This is a genomic window from Cellulomonas algicola, assembly GCF_019024305.1.
GTDB lineage: Bacteria > Actinomycetota > Actinomycetes > Actinomycetales > Cellulomonadaceae > Cellulomonas > Cellulomonas algicola.
On record NZ_JAHKSJ010000002.1, the window covers coordinates 314,860 to 334,916 of the forward strand.

General features: G+C 75.3%; 17 protein-coding genes. 12 read left to right on the forward strand and 5 right to left on the reverse strand.

The features are described from left to right. Positions 1-98: 98 nt before the first annotated feature. Entirely contained in the window at positions 99-536 is a 438-nt protein-coding gene (locus tag KOV94_RS01435) for an STAS domain-containing protein (RefSeq protein ID WP_124344031.1), read from the reverse strand. Positions 537-625: 89 nt separating this feature from the next. Here KOV94_RS01435 and KOV94_RS01440 point away from each other — a divergent pair, with 89 nt between their 5' ends. Further along, positions 626-2,779 carry an ATP-binding SpoIIE family protein phosphatase gene (locus tag KOV94_RS01440; protein ID WP_372449431.1) on the forward strand — a complete coding sequence of 718 codons (2,154 nt, stop codon included), beginning with the start codon at positions 626-628 and terminating at the stop codon, positions 2,777-2,779. 60 nt (positions 2,780-2,839) lie between these two features. Here KOV94_RS01440 and KOV94_RS01445 read toward each other — a convergent pair whose 3' ends face one another. After that, positions 2,840-3,205 (reverse strand): STAS domain-containing protein, encoded by a 366-nt coding sequence (locus tag KOV94_RS01445; RefSeq protein ID WP_218051023.1) that lies wholly within the window; start codon positions 3,203-3,205, stop codon positions 2,840-2,842. Between the two features lie 192 nt (positions 3,206-3,397). Here KOV94_RS01445 and KOV94_RS01450 point away from each other — a divergent pair, with 192 nt between their 5' ends. From KOV94_RS01450 to KOV94_RS01460, 3 genes are all read left to right on the forward strand, one after another. Next, on the forward strand, positions 3,398-3,826 hold the full coding sequence (locus tag KOV94_RS01450) for a DUF3151 domain-containing protein (RefSeq protein ID WP_218051024.1): 429 nt from the start codon (positions 3,398-3,400) through the stop codon (positions 3,824-3,826). Between the two features lie 181 nt (positions 3,827-4,007). Then, complete coding sequence (locus KOV94_RS01455; protein ID WP_124344034.1) at positions 4,008-5,294, forward strand: adenylosuccinate synthase; 1,287 nt, start codon at positions 4,008-4,010, stop codon at positions 5,292-5,294. A gap of 180 nt (positions 5,295-5,474) precedes the next feature. Beyond that, the gene (locus KOV94_RS01460; RefSeq protein WP_218051025.1) at positions 5,475-6,773 is read left to right on the forward strand and encodes a hypothetical protein; all 1,299 of its coding nucleotides are present in this window, start codon (positions 5,475-5,477) and stop codon (positions 6,771-6,773) included. Between the two features lie 77 nt (positions 6,774-6,850). On the opposite strand, the gene KOV94_RS01465 is transcribed toward KOV94_RS01460, so the two are convergent. After that, on the reverse strand, positions 6,851-8,344 hold the full coding sequence (locus tag KOV94_RS01465) for an MFS transporter (protein ID WP_225915903.1): 1,494 nt from the start codon (positions 8,342-8,344) through the stop codon (positions 6,851-6,853). A gap of 77 nt (positions 8,345-8,421) precedes the next feature. Here KOV94_RS01465 and KOV94_RS01470 point away from each other — a divergent pair, with 77 nt between their 5' ends. Both KOV94_RS01470 and purD read left to right on the forward strand, forming a co-directional pair. Beyond that, on the forward strand, positions 8,422-9,168 hold the full coding sequence (locus KOV94_RS01470) for a winged helix-turn-helix domain-containing protein (RefSeq protein ID WP_218051026.1): 747 nt from the start codon (positions 8,422-8,424) through the stop codon (positions 9,166-9,168). A 229-nt stretch (positions 9,169-9,397) separates the two neighbouring features. Further along, entirely contained in the window at positions 9,398-10,693 is a 1,296-nt protein-coding gene (purD, locus tag KOV94_RS01475) for a phosphoribosylamine--glycine ligase (protein WP_218051027.1), read from the forward strand. 163 nt (positions 10,694-10,856) lie between these two features. Here purD and KOV94_RS01480 read toward each other — a convergent pair whose 3' ends face one another. Then, positions 10,857-12,275 carry an AAA family ATPase gene (locus KOV94_RS01480; RefSeq protein ID WP_218051028.1) on the reverse strand — a complete coding sequence of 473 codons (1,419 nt, stop codon included), beginning with the start codon at positions 12,273-12,275 and terminating at the stop codon, positions 10,857-10,859. Positions 12,276-12,369: 94 nt separating this feature from the next. Between KOV94_RS01480 and KOV94_RS01485 the strand changes: the two genes are divergently transcribed. From KOV94_RS01485 to KOV94_RS01505, 5 genes are all read left to right on the forward strand, one after another. Beyond that, positions 12,370-13,302, forward strand: coding sequence for a phosphoribosylaminoimidazolesuccinocarboxamide synthase (locus KOV94_RS01485; protein ID WP_235843468.1), 933 nt, complete (start codon positions 12,370-12,372; stop codon positions 13,300-13,302). Between the two features lie 169 nt (positions 13,303-13,471). Further along, entirely contained in the window at positions 13,472-14,503 is a 1,032-nt protein-coding gene (locus tag KOV94_RS01490) for an ABC transporter substrate-binding protein (RefSeq protein WP_218051029.1), read from the forward strand. A gap of 107 nt (positions 14,504-14,610) precedes the next feature. Continuing rightward, positions 14,611-15,654 (forward strand): FecCD family ABC transporter permease, encoded by a 1,044-nt coding sequence (locus tag KOV94_RS01495; RefSeq protein ID WP_218051030.1) that lies wholly within the window; start codon positions 14,611-14,613, stop codon positions 15,652-15,654. Beyond that, positions 15,654-16,706 (forward strand): FecCD family ABC transporter permease, encoded by a 1,053-nt coding sequence (locus tag KOV94_RS01500; protein ID WP_218051031.1) that lies wholly within the window; start codon positions 15,654-15,656, stop codon positions 16,704-16,706. Before KOV94_RS01495 ends, KOV94_RS01500 begins: the two co-directional genes overlap by 1 nt. Continuing rightward, a complete protein-coding gene (locus KOV94_RS01505) occupies positions 16,703-17,551 on the forward strand; it encodes an ABC transporter ATP-binding protein (RefSeq protein WP_218051032.1) in 849 nt (282 codons plus the stop codon). Before KOV94_RS01500 ends, KOV94_RS01505 begins: the two co-directional genes overlap by 4 nt. A gap of 82 nt (positions 17,552-17,633) precedes the next feature. On the opposite strand, the gene KOV94_RS01510 is transcribed toward KOV94_RS01505, so the two are convergent. Further along, positions 17,634-18,500: a DNA/RNA non-specific endonuclease gene (locus tag KOV94_RS01510; protein ID WP_218051033.1), complete on the reverse strand. Its 867-nt coding sequence runs from the start codon at positions 18,498-18,500 to the stop codon at positions 17,634-17,636. A 56-nt stretch (positions 18,501-18,556) separates the two neighbouring features. On the opposite strand from KOV94_RS01510, the gene KOV94_RS01515 reads away from it, so the two are divergent. Then, on the forward strand, positions 18,557-20,041 hold the full coding sequence (locus tag KOV94_RS01515) for an amidohydrolase (RefSeq protein WP_218051034.1): 1,485 nt from the start codon (positions 18,557-18,559) through the stop codon (positions 20,039-20,041). Positions 20,042-20,057: the final 16 nt, after the last annotated feature.

Genomic DNA, 20,057 nt, shown 5'->3' on the forward strand with positions numbered 1-20,057 from the left:
GGGCCCCGACCACCGCGGTGGTCGGGGCCCGTCGTCATGTCCGGGGCGTCCGGGCGAGTCGCGGGCGCATCGCCGCCGGCGACGCGCCGCGGGAGTCGTCAGGGGGTCGTCGGCCCGTTCGTCGCCGGGGCGTCGCCCACCGGCTGGAACGCCGAGTCGTCCGTGCCCTCGACCACGTCGAGCAGCTCGCCGATGCGCGTGACCTCGAGGAGGAAGCGCACGGTCGGCGGCACGCGCAGCAGGCGCACGCGGTGCTGGCTGCGGATCGACAGACGCGCGAGGAACGCGACGCCCGACGAGTCCATGAACGTCACGTGGTGGGCGTCGACCTCGATCGGCAGACCCACCTGCTCGGCCTCGGCGGTCGCCTCCTGCAGCTCCGGTCCGAGGTCGGCGTCGACCTCGCCCGAGAGCACGATGCGCGTGCGGTCGGTGCCGACGATCACGTGGACCGCACCGGGTTCACCCACGACGCGACCGGCCACGTCGTCGGGCGTCGCCGACTCGTCCGGGTTGCTGCTGTTACCGTCGCGCACAGTGCTCCTTCTGGTGCCGGCCTCGAAGGCGCGCTGTCGACTGCCTCGACGACTCGCCCGTTCGGCACGCTAGACGATCGGAGGTGGTGGTGGTCAACTCCCACGCGGATCCGATGTCGGGTGGTCTGCCCGCCGCGACGCCGTCCGGGACCCCCGACCTGCACGCGCGCGCCCTCGCGGCCACGGTCGTGCCCATGGGGCTGTTCGAGTCCCGGGACGCGGTCCTCACCGCCGTGTGGGTCAACGAGGCGTTCGAGCGGGCGGTCGGCTACGGGCTGGAGGGCGCGCACGAGCGAGAGCCGATGATCCGCACGGAGCTGGCGCGGGACCCGGTGCGGGCGATGCAGCTCGCGGAGGCCCTGCTCGCCCGGCAGCCGTTCTCGCCGACCTTCGAGCTCGACCGCGGCGACGGCACGCGCTTCGTCTGCCAGGTGCACCTCTCACCCGTGCCGGGCGCGGACGACGAGCCGGAGTACTGGGTCGCAGCGTTCCAGGACATGACCGAGCAGCTGTCGCACGACGCCGAGCAGGCGGCGCTCGTCGAGGCCGAGCGCCGTGAGCGCCGCAGCCTCGGGCTCATCGCCCAGGTCTCGGACCTGCTCATGGACGTCGACGACCCGCACGCGCTGCGCGAGATCGCGATGGTCCTGCGGCACGCCGTCGTCGGCTGGGCCGGCTTCTTCCTCAACGACCGCGGTCTGCGGGCCGCCGACGGCATCGACGGCGGGCCCGGCCGGGGGCACCGCGGCGACGCGTTCCGCACGGCCACGCGCGGTCCGCGCCCCGACGCCCCGGACGTCGTGCAGCTGCTGCTCGACGGCGAGCGCGACCGGCCCGTCGACCTCGCGCTCGACGCCGTGTACGCGTGCGGCAGCGCCTCGGAGTGGCTCGCGCAGCACGTCAGCGCCGACGCCCAGCACCCCACGGACGGGCAGCCTGCGCCGTCGGGCGGCCGGGCCGTCGTCTTCCCCGTGCCGGGCCGTCGACGCGTGCTCGGGCTCATGGCGGTCGTCCCGCGTGACGAGGGCGGCCTGCGCGCGATCGAGCCGGCGGCGATGACGATCCTCGAGCTCACCGCACGCCGCGTCGGCCTCGTGCTCGACAACGCCCGCCTGTACGACCGCGAGCACCGCCTGGCGGAGACGCTGCAGCGGGCGATGCTGCCCGAGCAGGCCGAGGTCGACGGGCTCGACGTGTGGACCTACTACGCGCCGAACTCGGAGAACGTGCAGGTCGGCGGCGACTGGTACGACGTGCTGCAGATCTCCCCGGACGTCGCGGGCGTCGTCATCGGCGACGTCGTGGGGCACGACGTCGAGGCGGCCGCCGCGATGGGCCAGCTGCGCTCGGTCGTGCGCTCCTACACGTTCGACATCACGACGCCCGGCCCGGTGCTCGAGCGCGTCGACCAGCTCGTCACGGGCATGCGGATCCCGCGCTCGGCCGGTCTGGTCCTGTCGACGCTGACCCGCCGCGAGCAGGGCTGGCGGCTCGAGTGGTCGCGCGCCGGCCACCTGCCCGTGCTGCACGTCCGCGACGGCGTCGCGACCGAGCTGCGCGACGCGGGCGGTGCGCTCATCGGGTTCGGCAACGGCGTCCGGAGCACGAGCACGCTCGACCTCGTCGAGGGCGACGTCCTCGTCTACTACACCGACGGCCTCATCGAGCGGCGTGACCGCGGGCTCCGGGAGGGCCTCGCGGCGCTCGCGGGGGTCGCGTCGCGCATCACGGCGCGGGACGCGGCGGGCATCGGCGAGGAGCTGCTGTCCCGGCTCGCGGACCACCCCGAGGACGACGTCGCAGTCGTCGTCGTGCGCGTCCCCGACCCGCGGGACCACCTCGAGCGTGCGCGCAGCCCGCGGAGGCGCCGCTGGTCGCTGCCGAACGAGCCGTCGTCGATCGGACGGGCCCGGCACGCCGTCGTGCGCACCTGCCAGGCGTGGGAGATCCCCGACGCCGCGAACGCCGAGCTGGTCGTGTCCGAGCTCGTCGCGAACGCCGTGCTGCACGGGTTCGGCCACGTGTCGCTGCAGCTCTACGACACGGGCGACGGCCTGCGCATCGAGGTCGAGGACGGCAACCCGGCACCGCCGGTGTCGACGGACGGGCACCCGGGGCGCGTCGGCGGGTTCGGCATGCAGATCGTCGAGCGGCTCGCGGACTGGGGCTGGCGGCAGTCGCGTGGCGGCAAGCTGGTGTGGGCGAAGGTCCGGCCGGGGAGCCTGCCGGAGACGGGTCGCTGAGGCGTCGTCGCGCGGTCACGCCGGCAGGTCGCCGAGCAGTCAGCGCGGTTCGCCGAGCAGTCAGTGCGCGGGTGCGCCGTCCGGCTGCACGACGTCCTGCTCGGTGCCGTGCGCGCAGCGGTGGTCCGGGTCGATGCGGAACAGCTCGGTCGCGCCGCAGATCTCGATGACGAACAGGTCGCGCGAGTCGGCCCCGCGCAGGACGGTCGCCCCGCCGCGCTTGCGGCTCGCGTCGGCCAGCGAGATGAGGAACGCGGCCCCCGTCGAGTCCATGAACGTCACGCCGCACATGTCGATCACGAGCAGCTGACGGCGGAGCCCGACGACACGGGCGGCCACCTCGGGGAACTGGTCGCGTTCCGCGAGGTCGAGGTCGCCGGTGATGACGAGCGTGGTCGTCGTCGACGACGTGGAGATCTCGATCATGGACATCCACCGGGTTCGGGGGGTCACCCAGCTCCTGCGGGGCGCCGGGAAGGGGTCCGGCGGATCGACTGTAGTTGCGCTCCCACGCCCGCGCATCCGCGGAACCTGGACGGGCGCCCGGATCGCCTGCTGTGCGCGCAGATGTCCCCCGGACGGACCACGCGGGCGGCCGGTCGGGGAGAGACTGGGCCCATGAGCCACGAGAACCTCCTCGACGGACCCGCCCCGACGCACCTGCCCGCCGACGGCCCCGACGGGGACGCGCGGGCCGCCCTCGCGGCGGGCTCGTCGCCGCGCGACGTCGTCCCGGTCGCGCCGGCGTCGTCGCTCGTGTGGGCGCTGCTCGCGGAGCGGGCGCTCGCCGACGAGGGCGACCCCGTCGCCGCCTACGCGTACGCGCGGACCGGCTACCACCGCGGCCTCGACGCGCTGCGGCGCTCGGGCTGGCGCGGCCGCGGTCCGGTGCCCGTCGACCACGCCCCGAACCAGGGGTTCCTGCGCGCGCTGCTCGCGCTCGCCGAGGCGGCCGAGGCGATCGGCGAGACCGAGGAGTCGCAGCGCTGCGAGCAGTTCCTGGTCGACTCGGGCACGTCGGCCGAGGAGGTCGCCGGGCTGCGCTGAGCCGCCCGCGGGCAGGGTCGGGACGGGGGCCCGGCCATGACCGTTCCTTGACCGTCCGGTACCCTCTCGGAGGTACCGGGTCACTGCCGCCCGTGCCCGGGTCCACGTGCAAGCGCCGCGCCTCCTCGGTTCGGTCTCCGCCGTGCGTCCCCGCATCGCAGGCAGGTAGGAGTGGTGACAGATGCCTGCAGTGGTGGTGCTCGGCGCCCAGTGGGGCGACGAGGGCAAGGGCAAGGCGACCGACCAGCTCGGCTCGCGCATCGACTACGTGGTGAAGTTCAACGGCGGCAACAACGCCGGTCACACGGTCGTCGTCGGGGGCGAGAAGTACGCGCTGCACCTGCTGCCCTCCGGCATCCTGTCGCCCGGCGTCGTCCCCGTCATCGGCAACGGCGTCGTCATCGACCTCGAGGTGCTGTTCCAGGAGATCGAGGCCCTCGAGGCCCGCGGCGTCGACACCTCGCGCCTGCTCGTCTCGTCGGCCGCGCACGTCATCGCGCCGTACAACCGCACGCTCGACAAGGTCACCGAGCGCTTCCTCGGCTCGCGCCGCATCGGCACCACGGGCCGCGGCATCGGACCCACCTACGCGGACAAGATCAACCGCGTCGGCGTCCGCGTGCAGGACCTCTTCGACGAGAAGATCCTGCGGCAGAAGGTCGAGGGTGCTCTCGACCAGAAGAACCACCTGCTCGTGAAGGTCTACAACCGCCGCGCGATCACGGTCGACGAGACCGTCGAGGACCTGCTGCGCTTCGCCGACCGCGTCCGCCCGTTCGTCGCGGACACGCCGCTCGTGCTGAACCAGGCGCTCGACGCGGGCAAGACGCTCGTGTTCGAGGCCGGCCAGGCCACGATGCTCGACATCGACCACGGCACCTACCCGTTCGTGACGTCGTCGTCGGCGACCGCGGGCGGTGCGTGCACCGGCTCGGGCGTCGGCCCGACCCGCATCGACCGCGTCGTCGCCGTCGCGAAGGCCTACACGACGCGCGTCGGCGAGGGCCCGTTCCCGACCGAGCTGCTCGACGACGACGGCGAGTGGCTGCGCCAGACCGGCGGCGAGTTCGGCACGACGACGGGCCGCCCGCGGCGCACCGGCTGGTACGACGCGGTCGTCGTCCGGTACGCGGCGCGCGTCAACGGCCTCACCGACCTGGTGCTCACCAAGCTCGACGTCCTCACCGGCAAGGACCGCATCCCGGTCGCCGTCGCGTACGACGTGGACGGCACCCGCCACGACGAGATGCCCGCCGACCAGTCGGACTTCCACCACGCGAAGCCCGTCTACGAGTACCTCGACGGCTGGACCGAGGACATCACCGGCGCGCGCGAGTTCGACGACCTGCCCGTCGCGGCGCAGCGCTACGTCGAGCGGCTGGAGGAGATCAGCGGCACCCGCATCTCGTCCATCGGCGTCGGCCCGGGCCGCGAGGCGACGATCATCCGCCACGACCTCCTGGCCTGACCGCTCACCCGGGAGCTCGCGGAGGCTGCCGGCCGTTCGACCCGAACGAGTGATCGCGCCGACCGCCATCGTCTGAACGGGTGAATCTGGACGCACGTCCAGTTGGCGACGTGCGGTGACGCGACGGGCGGTGACCCGGCAGCCGCGGCGGCGGTGCACCGGCTGGCATACTCCGCGGCCGTGACTGCCGCCGCCTGGGACACCCCCGCCGCGTACGTGATGCTCGGCGCGCTCGTGATCGCCGCCATCGGACTCGTCGTCCTCGGCGTCGCGAGCACGCCCGCGCACCGCCTGCTCGGTCTGTGGGCCGACGGGCCGTGGTGGTTCTCCCCGCGCGGCGGCAAGACGCAGGGCCTCGTGGTCGCGTACCTCGGCGTGATCGTCGCGCTCGCCGCGCTGGCCTTCGTCGTCGCCGACGCGTACGCACCCGCACGGATCGCCTGGACCGCGTGCTGGAGCACCGCCGCGGTCGTCTTCGCCCTCACCGTCACACGGGTGGGCAAGCTCGTCCTGCGGGTCGCGACCGGTGGCCTGTTCGTCCTCGCCGACCCGCTGCCGGGGGACTACGTCGAGGCCGACGACGCGCTCGACGACGTCGACCTGCGCGCCGCCCGCGACGCCGCGGCCACCGGCAACTGGAGGCCCGCCGCGCACCTGCTCGCGGCGACGCTCGACCCGGACACCCGCCACGACCGGGTCCGCGAGCTCGCCGCCCTCGCGGCGCGTCGCGGGCGGTGGCTCGACACGTGGCTCCAGGAGGAGCCGTCGAACCCGCACGCGCTCGCCTGCCGGGTGGCGGCGGGTGTCGAGCGGGCGTGGATGCTGCGCGGGTCGGACTTCCAGGCGCAGAACGTCCCCGACTTCCTCGCGGTGCTCGAGGACACGGACGCCGACGCCGACACCGCCCTGCACGTGAGCCCCGACGACGCGTCGGTCCTCGCGTCGCGCCTGACCGTCGCTCGCGGGCTCCAGCTCGGCGTCGTGGAGCACGAGCGCCGCCTCGCGCAGCTCCTCGCCGTCGCGCCGCACCACCGCGGCGGGCTGCTCGAGGCGCTCCAGTTCAAGGCCGCGAAGTGGTTCGGCTCGTCCGAGGAGATGCTGCGGTTCGCCCGCACCGAGGCCGCCGCGTCGCCCGCGGGCCACGCGAGCAACCTGCTGGTCGTCGTCGCCCTGCTGGAGGAGGGCTGGGCCCGTGGCGACAGCCAGCGCTTCCTGCAGGGCCGGGAGGTGCGTGCGGAGATCCTCGCCGCCGCGACCCGGTGGTCCGAGGGCGGACCGTCGCCGGTCGGCCGTGCCTGGGGTCACAACCTGCTCGCCTACGCCTGCTGGTTCGCGGACCTGCCCCAGGAGGCCGTGCCGCACCTCGCCGAGACCCACCGCCACCTGGCGACGTGGCCCTGGCACGACGACCCGCGCGAGGCGCACGCGCAGGTCCGGGCCTGGGCACGTGAGCGCGTCGGCGCGTCGGCCCTCGACTGACGGTCCCGCCGACCCACGGAGCACGCCGACGGCACCCGCCCCTTCCCATGGCCGGGTGCCGTCGGTGCCCTCGCCGGTCAGGCGGTGGCCTCCGCGAGGGGTCGGGTGACGGGCCGGGCATCCGCGCGGACCGGCTCGTCGGGGGTGCGGGCCGTCGTGACGGTCTCGTCGAGCACGCCTTGCCCGGCGGTGGGTCGGACGTCGCCGCCCGTCGTCGCGTGGGTGTCGGCGTCGTCGGACAGGGTGCCGTCGTCGTGCGGGGTCTCGTCGTCGGTGCGGGGCTCGGCGGCGAGGACGGCGGCCTCGGCCGCGTCGACCAGGCGCTGGCGGACGACGGCCATCGAGCCGAGGGTCGCGAGGACCGCGAGCGCGGTGCCGCCGACGAACACGGCCTCGAGGCCCCAGGTCTCGGCGACGAACCCGGCGAGCAGCGCGCCGACCGGCATCAGGCCGTAGCCGAGCGTCCGGCCGGCGCCGCCGACGCGGCCGAGCATGGTCGCGGGGACGATGCGCTGGCGCATCGACATCGAGATGACGTTGCCGATCGTGTTGGTGAAGCCGAGCAGGAACAGCGTCACGGCGACGGCGCCGACGCTGCGCACGAGGACGGGGACGACCAGCAGCAGGCTGTTCGCGAGCCAGCAGCCGAGCATGAGGCGGACCTCGCCGACGCGCCGCGTGAGGGCCTCGGCGACGAAGGACCCGCCGACCGCGCCGACGGCGAGCGTGGCCGCGAGCAGCGTGTAGTGCTCGGCGCGCATCCCGAGCTCGGATCCGGGACCGACCGCCCAGAGGACGAAGACCGCGAAGTAGCCGGTGCTGGCCATGTTCATGAGCGAGCCCGAGAGCAGGAGCGGGCCGAGGACGCGGTGCTTGGCGAGGAACGTGACGCCCTCGACGACCTCCCGGCCGGCGCGCTTCCGCTCGGTGCGCTCGTGGCGGTACCGGCCGGGGATGCCGCGCCACAGGAGCACGGCTGCCGCGACGGCGAGCGCGGCGGGGACGCCGAACACCCAGCCGGTGCCGAGCGTGAGGACGGCACCGGCGATCGGGGCGCCGACGAACGAGTTGGTGACGGTCTGGACGGCGAGCGTGCGGCCGTTGGCGGCGCCCAGCCGCGACCGGGGCACGAGGTCGGGGACGAGTGCGCCTGCGGCGAGGTCGGCGAACACCTCGGTCGCGCCGTAGACGAGCGCGATGACGACGAGCGCGGCCATCGTCAGCCGGTCGGTGGCGATGAGTCCGACGGCGGAGGCGAGGACGGCGGCGCGGACGGCCATCGCGACGATCTGCACGACGCGCCGGTCCTGCCGGTCGACGAGCACCCCGGCGACGAGCCCGAGCAGCAGCCAGGGGAGCCAGGCGGCGGCGGTGATGAGGGCGATCTGCCCGGGCGAGCGGGTGAGCGTGAGGGCGACGAGCGGGACGCCCATGCCCAGGACGCCGTCGGCGAGGTTCGCGGCGCCCGTGGCGCCGAGGGCGGCGGTGAACCGGCGACCGAGCGGCTCGACGGGCGGCACGGCAGGCGGCTCGACGGGTGCGGCTGCGGCGGGGGAGTGCTGCGTGCTCATCGTGCGCCCCTAGGATCGAAGAGGACGTTCTGCAAAGAGTTCTTTGCAGAGAAGACTTTGCAAAGGTAACTCTGCACATGGCCGAGCGCAAGACCCCCGACGACACCGCGGGCACGCGCGGGCTCGCTGACGACCTGGCGGCGACGCCGTCGACCGCAGCCGCACCGCCCGCGGCCGCACCGCCGACCGCCGCGCCGCCTGCCCCTGCGGTCGGCGAGGCCTCTGACCGGCTGGCGCTCTTCGCCGAGCGACCCATCTCGCCCGAGGCGCTCAAGGCGCTCGCGCACCCCCTGCGCATCGCGATGTACAACCTGCTCGGCGAGATCGGGCCGTCCACCGCGAGCCGGCTCGGCCGCCTGCTGGGGGAGAGCAGCGGCCAGACGAGCTACCACCTGCGCCAGCTCGAGCGGTTCGGGTTCGTCGAGGACGACCCCGCGCACACCGGCGGCCGCGAGCGGTGGTGGAAGCCCGTCGGCTTCAGCATCGACGGCCACGCGATGCTCGAGGACCCGGCGACCGCACCGGCCGCGCGCATGATGCTGCAGGCCGTCGTCGCCGACCGCGCCGACGTCCTGACCCGGTGGATGTCCTCCCCGCACGAGCCCGAGTGGGACGACGCGCAGATCAACGACCGCATCACCACCGACTTCACGCCCGCCGAGGCGCACGACGTCATCGCCGCCGTGCAGCGCGTGCTCGAGCAGCACATCGACGCGGCCAAGGCGCGCAAGGAGGCCGGCGAGACCGAGGGCCGTCGCCGCTACCGGATCTACCTCGACGGCCTCCCTCTCCCCGCCGACGACCCCGCCCGGCCGGCGCCCTGACCCGCAGCACGTCGTCACCCACCGGCCCGCCGGGCCAGGTGGCCCGCCTTCATACCGACACGGGTGCCGTTCCGAGCGTGCGAACGGCACCCATGTCGGTATCGAGCCCGCGGGGGTCCCGGGGGTCAGGCGGGCGAGACGGGCGTCCGGTTCCGGCCGCGCGCGGGTCGGCGACCGGTCGTCGGACGGGCGGTCGGCACGGGCGGGCGGCTCGGTAGGCTCGGCGCCCGTGAAGATCCTCGTCGTCGGCACCGGTGCCCGTGAGCACGCCCTCGTCCGTGCGCTGTCCCTCGACCCGGCCGTGACGGCGCTGCACGCCGCGCCGGGCAACCCCGGCATCGGTGCGCTCGCCACGCTGCACGCGGTCGACCAGCTGGACGGCGCGGCGGTCGCGGCGCTCGCGACCGAGCTCGGGGCGGACCTGGTCGTCGTCGGCCCGGAGGCCCCGCTCGTGGCGGGCGTGGCCGACGCCGTCCGCGCGGCCGGGATCCCCGTGTTCGGCCCGTCGGCCGACGCCGCCCGGCTGGAGGGGTCGAAGGCGTTCGCGAAGGAGGTCATGGCCGCCGCGGGCGTGCCGACCGCCGAGCCGCGCGTCGCGTCGACGGTCGACGAGGTCGCCGCGGCGCTCGACGCGTTCGGTGCGCCGTACGTCGTCAAGGAGGACGGGCTCGCCGCGGGCAAGGGCGTCGTCGTCACCGACGACCGCGCGGTCGCGCTCGAGCACGGGCGCGCGTGCGTCGAGAAGGAGGGCGGCCGGGTCGTCGTCGAGGAGTACCTCGACGGGCCCGAGGTGTCGCTGTTCGTGCTGTCCGACGGTGCGTCCGTCGTCCCGCTGGTCCCCGCGCAGGACTTCAAGCGCGCGCTCGACGGCGACGCCGGTCCGAACACGGGTGGCATGGGCGCCTACTCGCCGCTGCCGTGGGCGCCCGAGGGCCTGGTCGACGAGGTCCTCGACCTCGTCGCCCGCCCGACGGTCGACGAGATGGCCCGCCGCGGCACGCCGTTCGTCGGCGTCCTCTACTGCGGCCTCGCGCTCACCTCGAAGGGCACGCGCGTCGTCGAGTTCAACGCGCGCTTCGGCGACCCGGAGACGCAGGTCGTCCTGCCGCGGCTCGCGACGCCGCTGGCGGGCGTGCTGCTCGCGGCGGCGACGGGCACCCTCGCGGACCTGCCCCCGCTGGAGTGGCGCGACGAGGCGGCGGTGACGGTCGTCGTCGCGTCGCACGGCTACCCGGGCACGGTCCGCGGCGGCGACCCGATCATCGGGATCGAGGACGCCGAGTCGCTCCCCGGCGTGCACGTCCTGCACGCGGGCACCGCGCTGCGGCAGAACCCCGCAGGCGACGACGACTCCCAGGTCGACGGCGCGCACCTCGTGTCGAACGGCGGCCGCGTGCTGTCGGTCGTGGGCGTCGGCGCCGACCTGGCCGCGGCGCGCGAGGCGGCCTACGCGGGTGTCGAGCAGATCGAGCTGGCCGGCTCGCACCACCGCACCGACATCGCCGCGGCGGCCGCGGCGCTCTGACCCGACGTCCGCGTCGCCGCCGCGTCGCGGCCGCGACGCGGCCACCCGAGCGCGTGCCGGGACCGCGGTGGGCCCGTCGCTGCCTCGTCACGGCCGGCGGGTGACCGGGCCCTTCGCCGGGGCTGCCGGGCCGCTCAGGGCTCGTGGGCTGTGCGCGGCCGGATCAGGACGCGCCCGCGCCGAGCGCGTCGTCGAGACCCTCGGGGGCCGCGCCGAGCAGGGAGCGCGTCACCCGCTCGGAGTCCTGCAGCATCTCGTCGACGGCCGCGTCGAGGTCGTCGTCCCCGACGGGGCGTCCGGCCTCGGCCGCGAGCAGGACGGCCCGTCGGGCGGCCTCCTTGACGAACGACGCCGTCACGCCGGACGTCCGGGCGGTCGCGCGGTCGAGGGCGTCGTCCCCGAACGGCAGCCCGCGCGCGTAGAGCGCGAACAGGCGGCGGCGCGCGTCGTCGTCGGGCAGCGGGATCTCGACGGCCAGGTCGACGCGGCCGGGTCGCTGCGAGAGGGCCCGCTCCAGCAGGTCGGCGCGGTTCGTCGTGAGCAGGAACGTCACGTCGGCGTCGGACGCCAACCCGTCGAGCGCGTCGAGGACCTCGAACAGCAGCGGCTGCGGGCCGTGACTGAACGACCGGTCCTCGGCGACGAGGTCGCAGTCCTCGAGGACGACGATCGCGGGCTGAAGCGCGCGGGCGGTCTCGGCCGCGAGCGACACGAGCGCGAGCGACGGCCCGGCGAGGAGGATCACCGTCGTGCCCTCGGCGGCGCCGACGAGGTGGCGGACGGTGTGCGTCTTGCCCGTCCCGGGCGGGCCGTAGAGCAGGACGCCACGCTTGAGGTGCTGGCCCGCGTCACGGAGGGTGTCGCGGTGGCGGGCGACCGCGAGCACCTGGCGCTCGACGCGGTCGAGGGTGCCGTCGGGCAGGACGACGTCGGCCCGCGGCACGGTCTCCCGCCGCACGAACGTCACGCCGCCCGCGCCCGGCTGGTAGGGCGACCCCTGGAACGTGACGACCTGCCCGCGCAGCACCGACCGCTCGGTCATCGCCGTGCGGATCTCCGCGAGCAGCGCGCCCGCGAGGTCGTCGTCGGCGCACAGCACCTCGATCGTGCCCTGGCCCTCGTGCCGCGGGCTGGTGAGGCGTTGGGCGAGGACGACGGGCTCGTCGTCGACGCGGAGGAGGGTCAGCCCGAACGCGACGACGCGACGCTCGCTGTCCGGGCCGGTCGCGGTGCGCTCGTAGTCGACGGCGCCGACGGGGAAGTGCGCGGCCCACTGGCCCGCGGTGGTGAGGATCTCCGAGAGCGACGAGTGCATGCGCTGCTCGCCGCCGCCGATGCCGATCAGCCGCCCGCCGCCGTGCGCCTCGACGACCGCCGCGACGGCGACGTCCGCGTCGACCCGGCGCAGGAAGGGGACGACCTCCGTCAGCACCGGCAGCCCGCGCGGGTCGCGACCGAGGTGCTCGCGCAGGACCGGCACGAGCGGCGTGATCTCGTCCGTCGGTTGCGCGTGCGCGGCCTGGGCGGCGTCCGCGAGGGTGCGGAACGCGCGGAGGAAGTCGTCGAGGGGGGCGTCGGGCATCGCGCGGACCTCCTGCCGTGCGGACGGCCACCACGGTGGCCTCGTCTGGTGGACTCGTGCGCGGCGTCGGTGCCGCGCACGTCACACTAGGCCGGTGACCACCGCCGTCGTGCCCGAACCGTCCGTCGCGCTCCCCGGCTGGGCGCACACGTACTCCGGCAAGGTGCGGGACCTGTACGTCCCCGACGAGTCCGCCGCGGGTGCGGCGATCACCGCGGCGCACGGCGACGTCGTGCTGGTCGTCGCGAGCGACCGCGTCTCGGCGTACGACCACGTGCTGTCGCCGGGGATCCCGGGCAAGGGCGTCGTGCTCACGCAGCTCAGCCTGTGGTGGTTCGAGCAGCTGGCCGACCTCGTGCCCAACCACGTCGTCTCGACGGACGTGCCCGAGGCCGTCGCGGGCCGCGCGATGGTGTGCCGTCGCCTGTCGATGTTCCCCGTCGAGTGCGTCGCCCGCGGCTACCTGACGGGCTCGGGGCTGGTCGAGTACCGCGCGTCGGGCGAGGTCACGGGCATCCCGCTGCCGGCCGGGCTGGTCGACGGGTCGCGGCTGCCCGAGCCGATCTTCACGCCCGCGACGAAGGCAGAGCTCGGCGACCACGACGAGAACGTGCCGTTCTCCGCGGTCGTCGAGCAGATCGGCGCGGACGCGGCGACGACGCTGCGCGACCTCACGCTCGCCGTCTACGCGCGGGCCGAGGCCGTCGCGCGCGAGCGGGGCGTGATCCTCGCGGACACCAAGCTCGAGTTCGGCACCGACCCGACGACGGGCGCGGTCACGCTGGGCGACGAGGTGCTCACGCCGGACTCGTCGCGGTTCTGGCCCGCGGACGCGTGGGAGCCGGGCCGTGCGCAGCCGAGCTTCGACAAGCAGTTCGTCCGGGACTGGCTGACGTCGGCCGCGTCCGGGTGGGACCGCGAGTCCGACGTGCCGCCGCCGGTCCTGCCGGCCGACGTCGTCGAGCGCACGCGCGACCGGTACCTCGAGGCGTTCGAGCGCCTGACGGGCGCGCCGCTCCCGCTCTGAACGGTGGCACCCAGGCTCGGTCCCGGGTGCCGTGGGTGCGCCGCCGGGTGTGAGCAGGACGACATCGGGGTCCCGCCGGCGCGGTCGCAGGCGAGGTTAGGCTTGCCTCATCCGCCGGCCGTGACGGGATGACCGCATCGGCCAGCCCCTCACCGATGGGAGTCCCCCCGTGCGCCACCTGCGCCGCTCCGCCGTCGCCGTCGTCGCGACCGCGCTGACCCTCGCGCTCGCCGCGTGCGCCGGCTCGACCGACGACGACGCCGCCACCCCCGAGCCCGGCAGCACCGAGAGCGACGGCACGACGTTCCCCGTCACCATCGAGTCGGCGCTCGGCGAGGCCGTCATCGAGCAGAAGCCCGAGCGCGTCGTGACCCTCGGCTGGGGTGCGGACGACATCGCGCTCTCGCTCGGCACCGTGCCCGTGGGCATCGAGGCCGACACGTGGGGCGGCGACGAGGACGGCTACCACCCGTGGTTCCGCGAGGCGATCGAGGAGCGCGACGCCGAGCTGCCCGAGGCGATCGCCGCCTACCCGCTCGACGTCGACGCGATCGTCGCGCTCGAGCCCGACCTGGTCCTCGCGCCGCAGTCCGGCCTGGAGCAGGACGTCTTCGACCAGCTGTCCGAGGTCGTGCCCGTCGTGGCCTACCCGAAGGAGGCGTGGCAGACGACGATCGAGGAGCAGGTCGAGATCATCGCGACCGCCCTCGGCGTGCCCGAGCAGGCCGCACCGCTGCTGCAGACGCGGCAGGACGCGATCGACGAGGCCGCGCTCGCGAACCCCGAGCTCGCCGGCATCTCGTTCGCGTACGTCTACGCCGGCACGCCGGGCAGCCTCGACGTGTACCTGCCGGGCGACCCGCGCGTCGACCTGCTCACCGACCTGGGCCTCGAGCTCGCGCCGTCCGTCGCGGACCTGAAGCCGTCGCCGAACACGTTCACGTCGAGCCTGGGCCTGGAGAACGCGGACCAGCTCGACGACGTCCAGCTGCTGTTCACGTGGTTCGGGGACGAGGCGGAGCAGGCCGCGACCGAGGCACAGCCCCTGTTCGCGCAGATCCCCGCGTTCGCGGCCGGTGCCTACGTGCCGATGCTCGACCGCTCGCTCGGCATGGCCGTCACGACCGCCACGCCGCTGTCGCTGCCGTGGGCGCTCGACGCGTACCTGCCGCTCATCACCGCGGGCGCCGAGAAGGTCTGACCGGGACCGCCCTTCCGGTCGCCCACGCGGCGCCGGGCGGGCGCCCGCGGGACGTCACCCGTCGGCCTGCGCCCGCCGCCGCGTGACCCGTTCCGTACCGTGCACCCATGAGCACCGTCGCCGCTCCCCGAGCCCCGCACGCGCAGCCGCTGCGCGCGCGGGGCTCGCGCGCGCTCGTGCTCACCGCCGGGCTCGTGGGCGCGCTCGCGCTGCTCGCGCTCGCCGTCGGGCTCAGCCTGGCCGTCGGCGCCAAGTCGGTCCCGCTCGGCGACGTGTGGTCCGCGCTGCTGCACCCCGACGACTCGTACACGTCGAGCGTCGTCGCGTCGCGCGTCGACCGCACGCAGCTCGGGGTGATCGTCGGCGCGGCGCTCGCGGTCGCGGGCGTCGTCATCCAGGGGCTGACGCGCAACCCGCTGGGCGACCCCGGGCTGCTCGGCGTCAACGCGGGCGCGTCGGCGTCCGTCGTCCTCGGCATCCTCGTGCTCGGCCCGGCGGCGGGGCGGTCGGTGTGGACCGCGATCCCGGGCGCGCTGCTCGCGGCCGTCGCGGTCTACCTCATCGGGTCGGGCGGGCGGCGTGCCACGCCCGTGCGGCTCGTGCTCGCGGGTGCGGCGGTGTCGGCGGTGCTCGTCGCGCTGGTCGAGGCCGTCTCGCTCACGCAGCCGCTCGTCTTCGACTCCTACCGCGTCTGGGTGGTCGGGTCGCTCGCCGGGCGGCCGCCCGGGCTCGTCGGGCAGGTCCTGCCGTTCGTCGTCGTCGGGCTCGTGCTGTGCGCGCTGCTCGCGCGGCCGCTCAACGCGCTCGCGCTCGGCGACGAGTCGGCGACGTCGCTCGGGCTGCACGCCGGCCGCACGCGCCTGCTCGGCGGCGCGGCCGCGACGCTGCTGTGCGCCGCCGCCGTCGCCGCGGTCGGCCCGATCGCGTTCGTCGGGCTCGCGGTGCCGCACGTCGTCCGCTCGTTCACCGGGTCCGACCACCGCTGGCTGCTGCCGTACTGCGCGCTGCTCGGGCCCGTGCTGCTGCTCGTCTCCGACGTCGTCGGCAGGGTCGTCGCGCGGCCGGGCGAGCTCATGGTCGGCGCGGTCACGGCGTTCGTCGGCGCGCCGTTCCTCATCGCCGCCGTGCGGCGCGGCCGGATGGGCTTGTGATGCTCCAAGGCCGTCCGCCGCGGGTGCTGCGTCTCGGGTCCGCCGAGCGGGGCATCTCGGTGCGCTGGCGCGTGCGGCCGGTCGTCGTGGGCGTCGCTGCCCTGGTCGTGGCCGTCGTGGCTGCGCTCGTGACCGTCAGCGCCGGTCGGCTCGGCATCCCGCTCGCCGAGCTGCCAACCGTGCTCGCGGGCGACGGCTCGAAGATCCAGGAGTGGGCGCTGTTCACCAAGGCGCTCCCGCGGCTCGCCGTCGCCGCGGCCGCCGGTGCCGCGTTCGCCGTCGCCGGCGCGCTGTTCCAGTCCGTCACCCGCAACCCGCTCGGCAGCCCCGACGTCATCGGCCTCGGGTCCGGCGCCGCGGCGGGGGCCGTGGCCGCCGCGCTCGTGTGGCCGGGCGTCGTCCCCGTCCCCGTCGGTGCCGTCGTCGGCGCGGTCGTCGCGGTCGTCGCCGTGTGGCTCGGCACCGGGCGCGGGTTCGCCGCACCGCACCGCATGGTCGTCACCGGCATCGCCGTCGGCGCGATGGCCCTCGCGTTCGTCCAGCTCGCGCTCGCGCGCGGCAACCGGGAGGACGCGCAAGAGGTCGCGATCTGGATCAACGGTTCCCTGCTCGCGCGGACGTGGACCGACGCGGCCGTCGTCGGCGGTGCGCTGCTCGTGCTGGTGCCGCTCGCGCTCGTGCTGACCCGCGCCCTCCAGGTCGTCGAGATGGGCGACGAGGCCGCCACGGCCGTCGGGGTCCGGCCGACGACCGTGCGCACGGCGGCCGTCGTCGTGGGCGTCCTCGCGACCGGGGCTGCCGTCAGCGTGTGCGGGCCGATCGCGTTCGTCGCGCTCACCGCCCCGCAGATCACGCGCCGCCTCACGCGCTCGACCGGGCCCGGCGTCGCCGCCGCCGCCTGCACCGGCGCGGCCGTCCTCGTCGTCGCCGACCTGATCGCGCAGTACGCCGTCCCGGGGCAGCAGTTCCCCGTCGGCGTCGTCACGGCCGCCCTCGGCGGCGTCTACCTCGCGTTCCTGCTGGTGCGCGAGTGGAGGAGGAGCGCCGCATGAGCACCGACCACCCCGCGACCCGGACGTCCGACGACGGCACCGGCGCGACCGCTGCGTCGCCGCTCGAGGCGCGCGACCTCACGCTCGCCTACGACCAGCTCGTCGTCGCGCGCGACCTGTCCGTCGCCATCCCGCGCGCCTCGTTCACCGTGATCATCGGCCCCAACGGTTGCGGCAAGTCGACGCTGCTGCGCGCGCTCGCCCGGACCCTCAAGCCGCGCGCCGGCGAGGTGCTGCTCGAGGGGCAGCCGGTCGAGAAGATGCGCGGCAAGGACGTCGCCCGCCGGCTCGCGCTGCTGCCGCAGAGCCCCGTCGCGCCCGAGGCGATCACGGTCGGCGACCTCGTCGCGCGCGGCCGGTACCCGCACCAGGGGATCCTGCGGCAGTGGTCGCCGGCCGACGCGCGTGCCGTCGCCGCCGCGCTCGACGCCACCGAGGTCGCCGACCTGCGCGACCGCTACGTGTCCGACCTGTCCGGCGGCCAGCGGCAGCGGGTGTGGCTCGCGATGGCCCTCGCGCAGGAGACCGACCTGCTGCTGCTCGACGAGCCGACGACCTACCTCGACATCGCGCACCAGGTCGAGGTCATGGACCTGTGCGCGCGCCTGCACGAGGAGGGCCGCACGCTCGTCGCCGTCCTGCACGACCTCAACCAGGCCGCGCGGTACGCGACGCACCTCGTCGCGATGCGGGACGGGCGCGTCGTCGCCGAGGGGCCGCCCGCCGAGGTGGTGACCGCCGAGCGCGTGCGTGAGGTGTTCGGGCTCGCGTGCCGCGTCGTGCCCGACCCCGAGACCGGCACGCCGATGGTCGTGCCGCTGCGCGGGGCCGCGACGCGCGCGTGACGGCCGCCGACCGACGGTCCCCGGCCGCGTCACGACGGCCCGACGACGTGCGTACGTCTCCGCGCGGGCCGTGGGGCGCGGCTCAGACGACGATGTCCGACGCGTCCGTCAGCGTGACCCACGCCTTCTCGCCGAGCGCCCGGGTCGGCGGCAGGACGTCCGCGTCGACGGCCGGTCCGAGGTCGAGCCCGGTGAGCTCCTCGATCGTCGACACCGGCACCTGGAACGTGCGGAACGGACCGAGCGGCGGGGGAGCGTCGACGTCCCGCGCCGCGCGCTGCGCCTCGTCGAGGTCGAGCCCCGCGAGCAGCGGCGACTGGTCCACGAGGAACCCCGCGGAGGCGAGCCTGAGCTTGGGCGCCCTGTCGTCGGGGACGCCCGCGGACGGTGCGTCGGGGTCGGGCGTCGCCCACACGGCGACCTTCCAGAAGTGCCGCGGCACCCCGACGCCCCGGTAGACGGGGTCGTCGTCGCGCAGCACCGGACCGGTGAAGACGCTGACCCGCTGCCGCCACGTCTCGGCGTACTGCAGCACGTGGTCCTCGAGGCCGACCCACAGCTGCTTGCCCTGGTTGAAGTCGTCGACCTGCGGGGCGGCGTTGGTGTACCGGAAGGTGTCGACGTTGGCCCGCTGCGCGACGTCCGGATCACCCCAGACCGGGTCGGCGCGTCGCACGAGGTGCCCGCGGTCGAGCCGGTTGTTCCGGTAGACGTCGGGCCCGGCCTGCCGGTCGGCCGGCACGCGCGGGTCGAGCTCCCACCTGTCGTTGCGCGGCAGGTCGAGCAGCCGGCCGCCGTCGATGTTGACCGCGGTCGCCGCCGCGAGCTTGTGCTCGGGGTCGAACTGCACGGTGAAGTGCGTCGACGGGAGGTCCTCCGTGGGCCGCGGCGTGACCGGCAGCGGCAACGGAGGGCCGAGGAAGAACGGGTCGTACCCTGCGTGATCCATGCCGCCCCCTACGGTGCTCACATGACGACGGTAGCGGCGGGGTCGACGCGGACGACATGACAATCGCGACAAATCACCCACTGCTGCTGCGCGCCGGTCGACGTGTCGGCCATGCCGGCCTGGTCGACGTCCTGCTCCGCGACGGCCGCATCGCCGCGATCGGGCCCGACCTGCTCGACGCCGCCGGTCCGCGGGCGGAGGTCGTCGAGCTCGACGGCCGCCACGTGCTCCCCGGCCTGTGGGACGCCCACGTGCACCTCACGCAGTGGGCGCTCGCACGGCAGCGGCTCGACGTGTCCCGCGCGGCGTCAGCCGCCGAGGCGGTTGCCCTGGTGCGCGCGCGCCTCGACGCGGCTCCGCCCGTGCCCGGGTCTCCGCTCGTGGGCTTCGGGTTCCGCGACGGACTCTGGCCCGACGAGCCCACGACCGCCCTCCTCGACGCGGCTGTCGGCGAGGTGCCCGTCGTCCTCGTCTCCGGGGACCTGCACTGCGCCTGGCTCTCGACGGCCGGGCTGCGGATGCTCGGCGTCGGAGCGCACGACGGCGGCCTGCTGCGCGAGGGCGACTGGATGCCGCTGCAGGGTGCGGTCGACCACGTGCCCGACGACGTCGCCGACGTGGCGGTCCACGAGGCCGCGCTGGCCGCCGTCGCACGCGGGGTCGTCGGGGTGGTCGACCTGGAGATCGCCGACAACCTCGACGTGTGGCGTCGTCGCACCGCGGCCCGGCCCGGCGTGCTGCGCGTGCGCGCCGGTGTCTGGGAGGAGTATCTCGACCGCGTCGTGCGCGACGACCTGCACACGGGCGACCGCGTCGCCGGGCTCGTCGAGCAGGGCCCGCTCAAGGTCATCACCGACGGCTCGCTCAACACCCGCACCGCCTTCTGCCACGACCCCTACCCGGGCACGGCCGACCGCGGTGTCCTGTCCGTCCCGCCCGACCACCTCGTGCCGCTCATGACGTACGCGCGCTCGCACGGCCTGCGGTGCGCGATCCACGCGATCGGCGACGCCGCCAACGCGCTCGCCCTCGACGCCTTCGCCGCGTCCGGCGCGGCCGGGTCCGTCGAGCACGCGCAGCTCCTCGACGACGACGACGTCCAGCGGTTCGCCGAGCTCGGTGTCGTCGCGAGCGTCCAGCCCGAGCACGCGATGGACGACCGGGACGTCGCCGACCACCACTGGGCCGGCCGCACGCGTCGCGCCTTCCCGCTCGCCGCGCTGCACGCCGCGGGGGTGACGCTCACGCTCGGGTCCGACGCGCCCGTCGCGCCGCTGGACCCGTGGGTCGCGGTCGACGCCGCTGTCTGGCGCGCGCGCGACGGCCGCGACGCGTGGCACCCGGAGCAGCGGCTCGACCTGCTGACGGCGCTCGCGGCCTCGGTCGACGGACGGCCGCTCGGCCTCCAGGTCGGGGACCCGGCCGACCTCGTGCTGCTCGACGACGACCCGGTCGCCCGGGGCGGGACGGCGGGCGCCCTCCGAGACATGCCGGTCGCCGCCACGCTCGTCGCGGGCGGGTGGACGCACCGCGCCCTCTGACGGTTGGGTCACGTCC

What these genes read in the sequence shown, in the direction of transcription:
- KOV94_RS01445 (WP_218051023.1), bottom strand. Translation starts at nt 3,205, where the DNA reads ATGATCGAGATCTCCACGTCGTCGACGACGACCACGCTCGTCATCACC.
- KOV94_RS01450 (WP_218051024.1), top strand. Translation starts at nt 3,398, where the DNA reads ATGAGCCACGAGAACCTCCTCGACGGACCCGCCCCGACGCACCTGCCC.
- KOV94_RS01455 (WP_124344034.1), top strand. Translation starts at nt 4,008, where the DNA reads ATGCCTGCAGTGGTGGTGCTCGGCGCCCAGTGGGGCGACGAGGGCAAG.
- KOV94_RS01465 (WP_225915903.1), bottom strand. Translation starts at nt 8,344, where the DNA reads ATGAGCACGCAGCACTCCCCCGCCGCAGCCGCACCCGTCGAGCCGCCT.
- KOV94_RS01470 (WP_218051026.1), top strand. Translation starts at nt 8,422, where the DNA reads ATGGCCGAGCGCAAGACCCCCGACGACACCGCGGGCACGCGCGGGCTC.
- KOV94_RS01480 (WP_218051028.1), bottom strand. Translation starts at nt 12,275, where the DNA reads ATGCCCGACGCCCCCCTCGACGACTTCCTCCGCGCGTTCCGCACCCTC.
- KOV94_RS01495 (WP_218051030.1), top strand. Translation starts at nt 14,611, where the DNA reads ATGAGCACCGTCGCCGCTCCCCGAGCCCCGCACGCGCAGCCGCTGCGC.
- KOV94_RS01500 (WP_218051031.1), top strand. Translation starts at nt 15,654, where the DNA reads ATGCTCCAAGGCCGTCCGCCGCGGGTGCTGCGTCTCGGGTCCGCCGAG.
- KOV94_RS01505 (WP_218051032.1), top strand. Translation starts at nt 16,703, where the DNA reads ATGAGCACCGACCACCCCGCGACCCGGACGTCCGACGACGGCACCGGC.
- KOV94_RS01510 (WP_218051033.1), bottom strand. Translation starts at nt 18,500, where the DNA reads ATGGATCACGCAGGGTACGACCCGTTCTTCCTCGGCCCTCCGTTGCCG.
- KOV94_RS01515 (WP_218051034.1), top strand. Translation starts at nt 18,557, where the DNA reads ATGACAATCGCGACAAATCACCCACTGCTGCTGCGCGCCGGTCGACGT.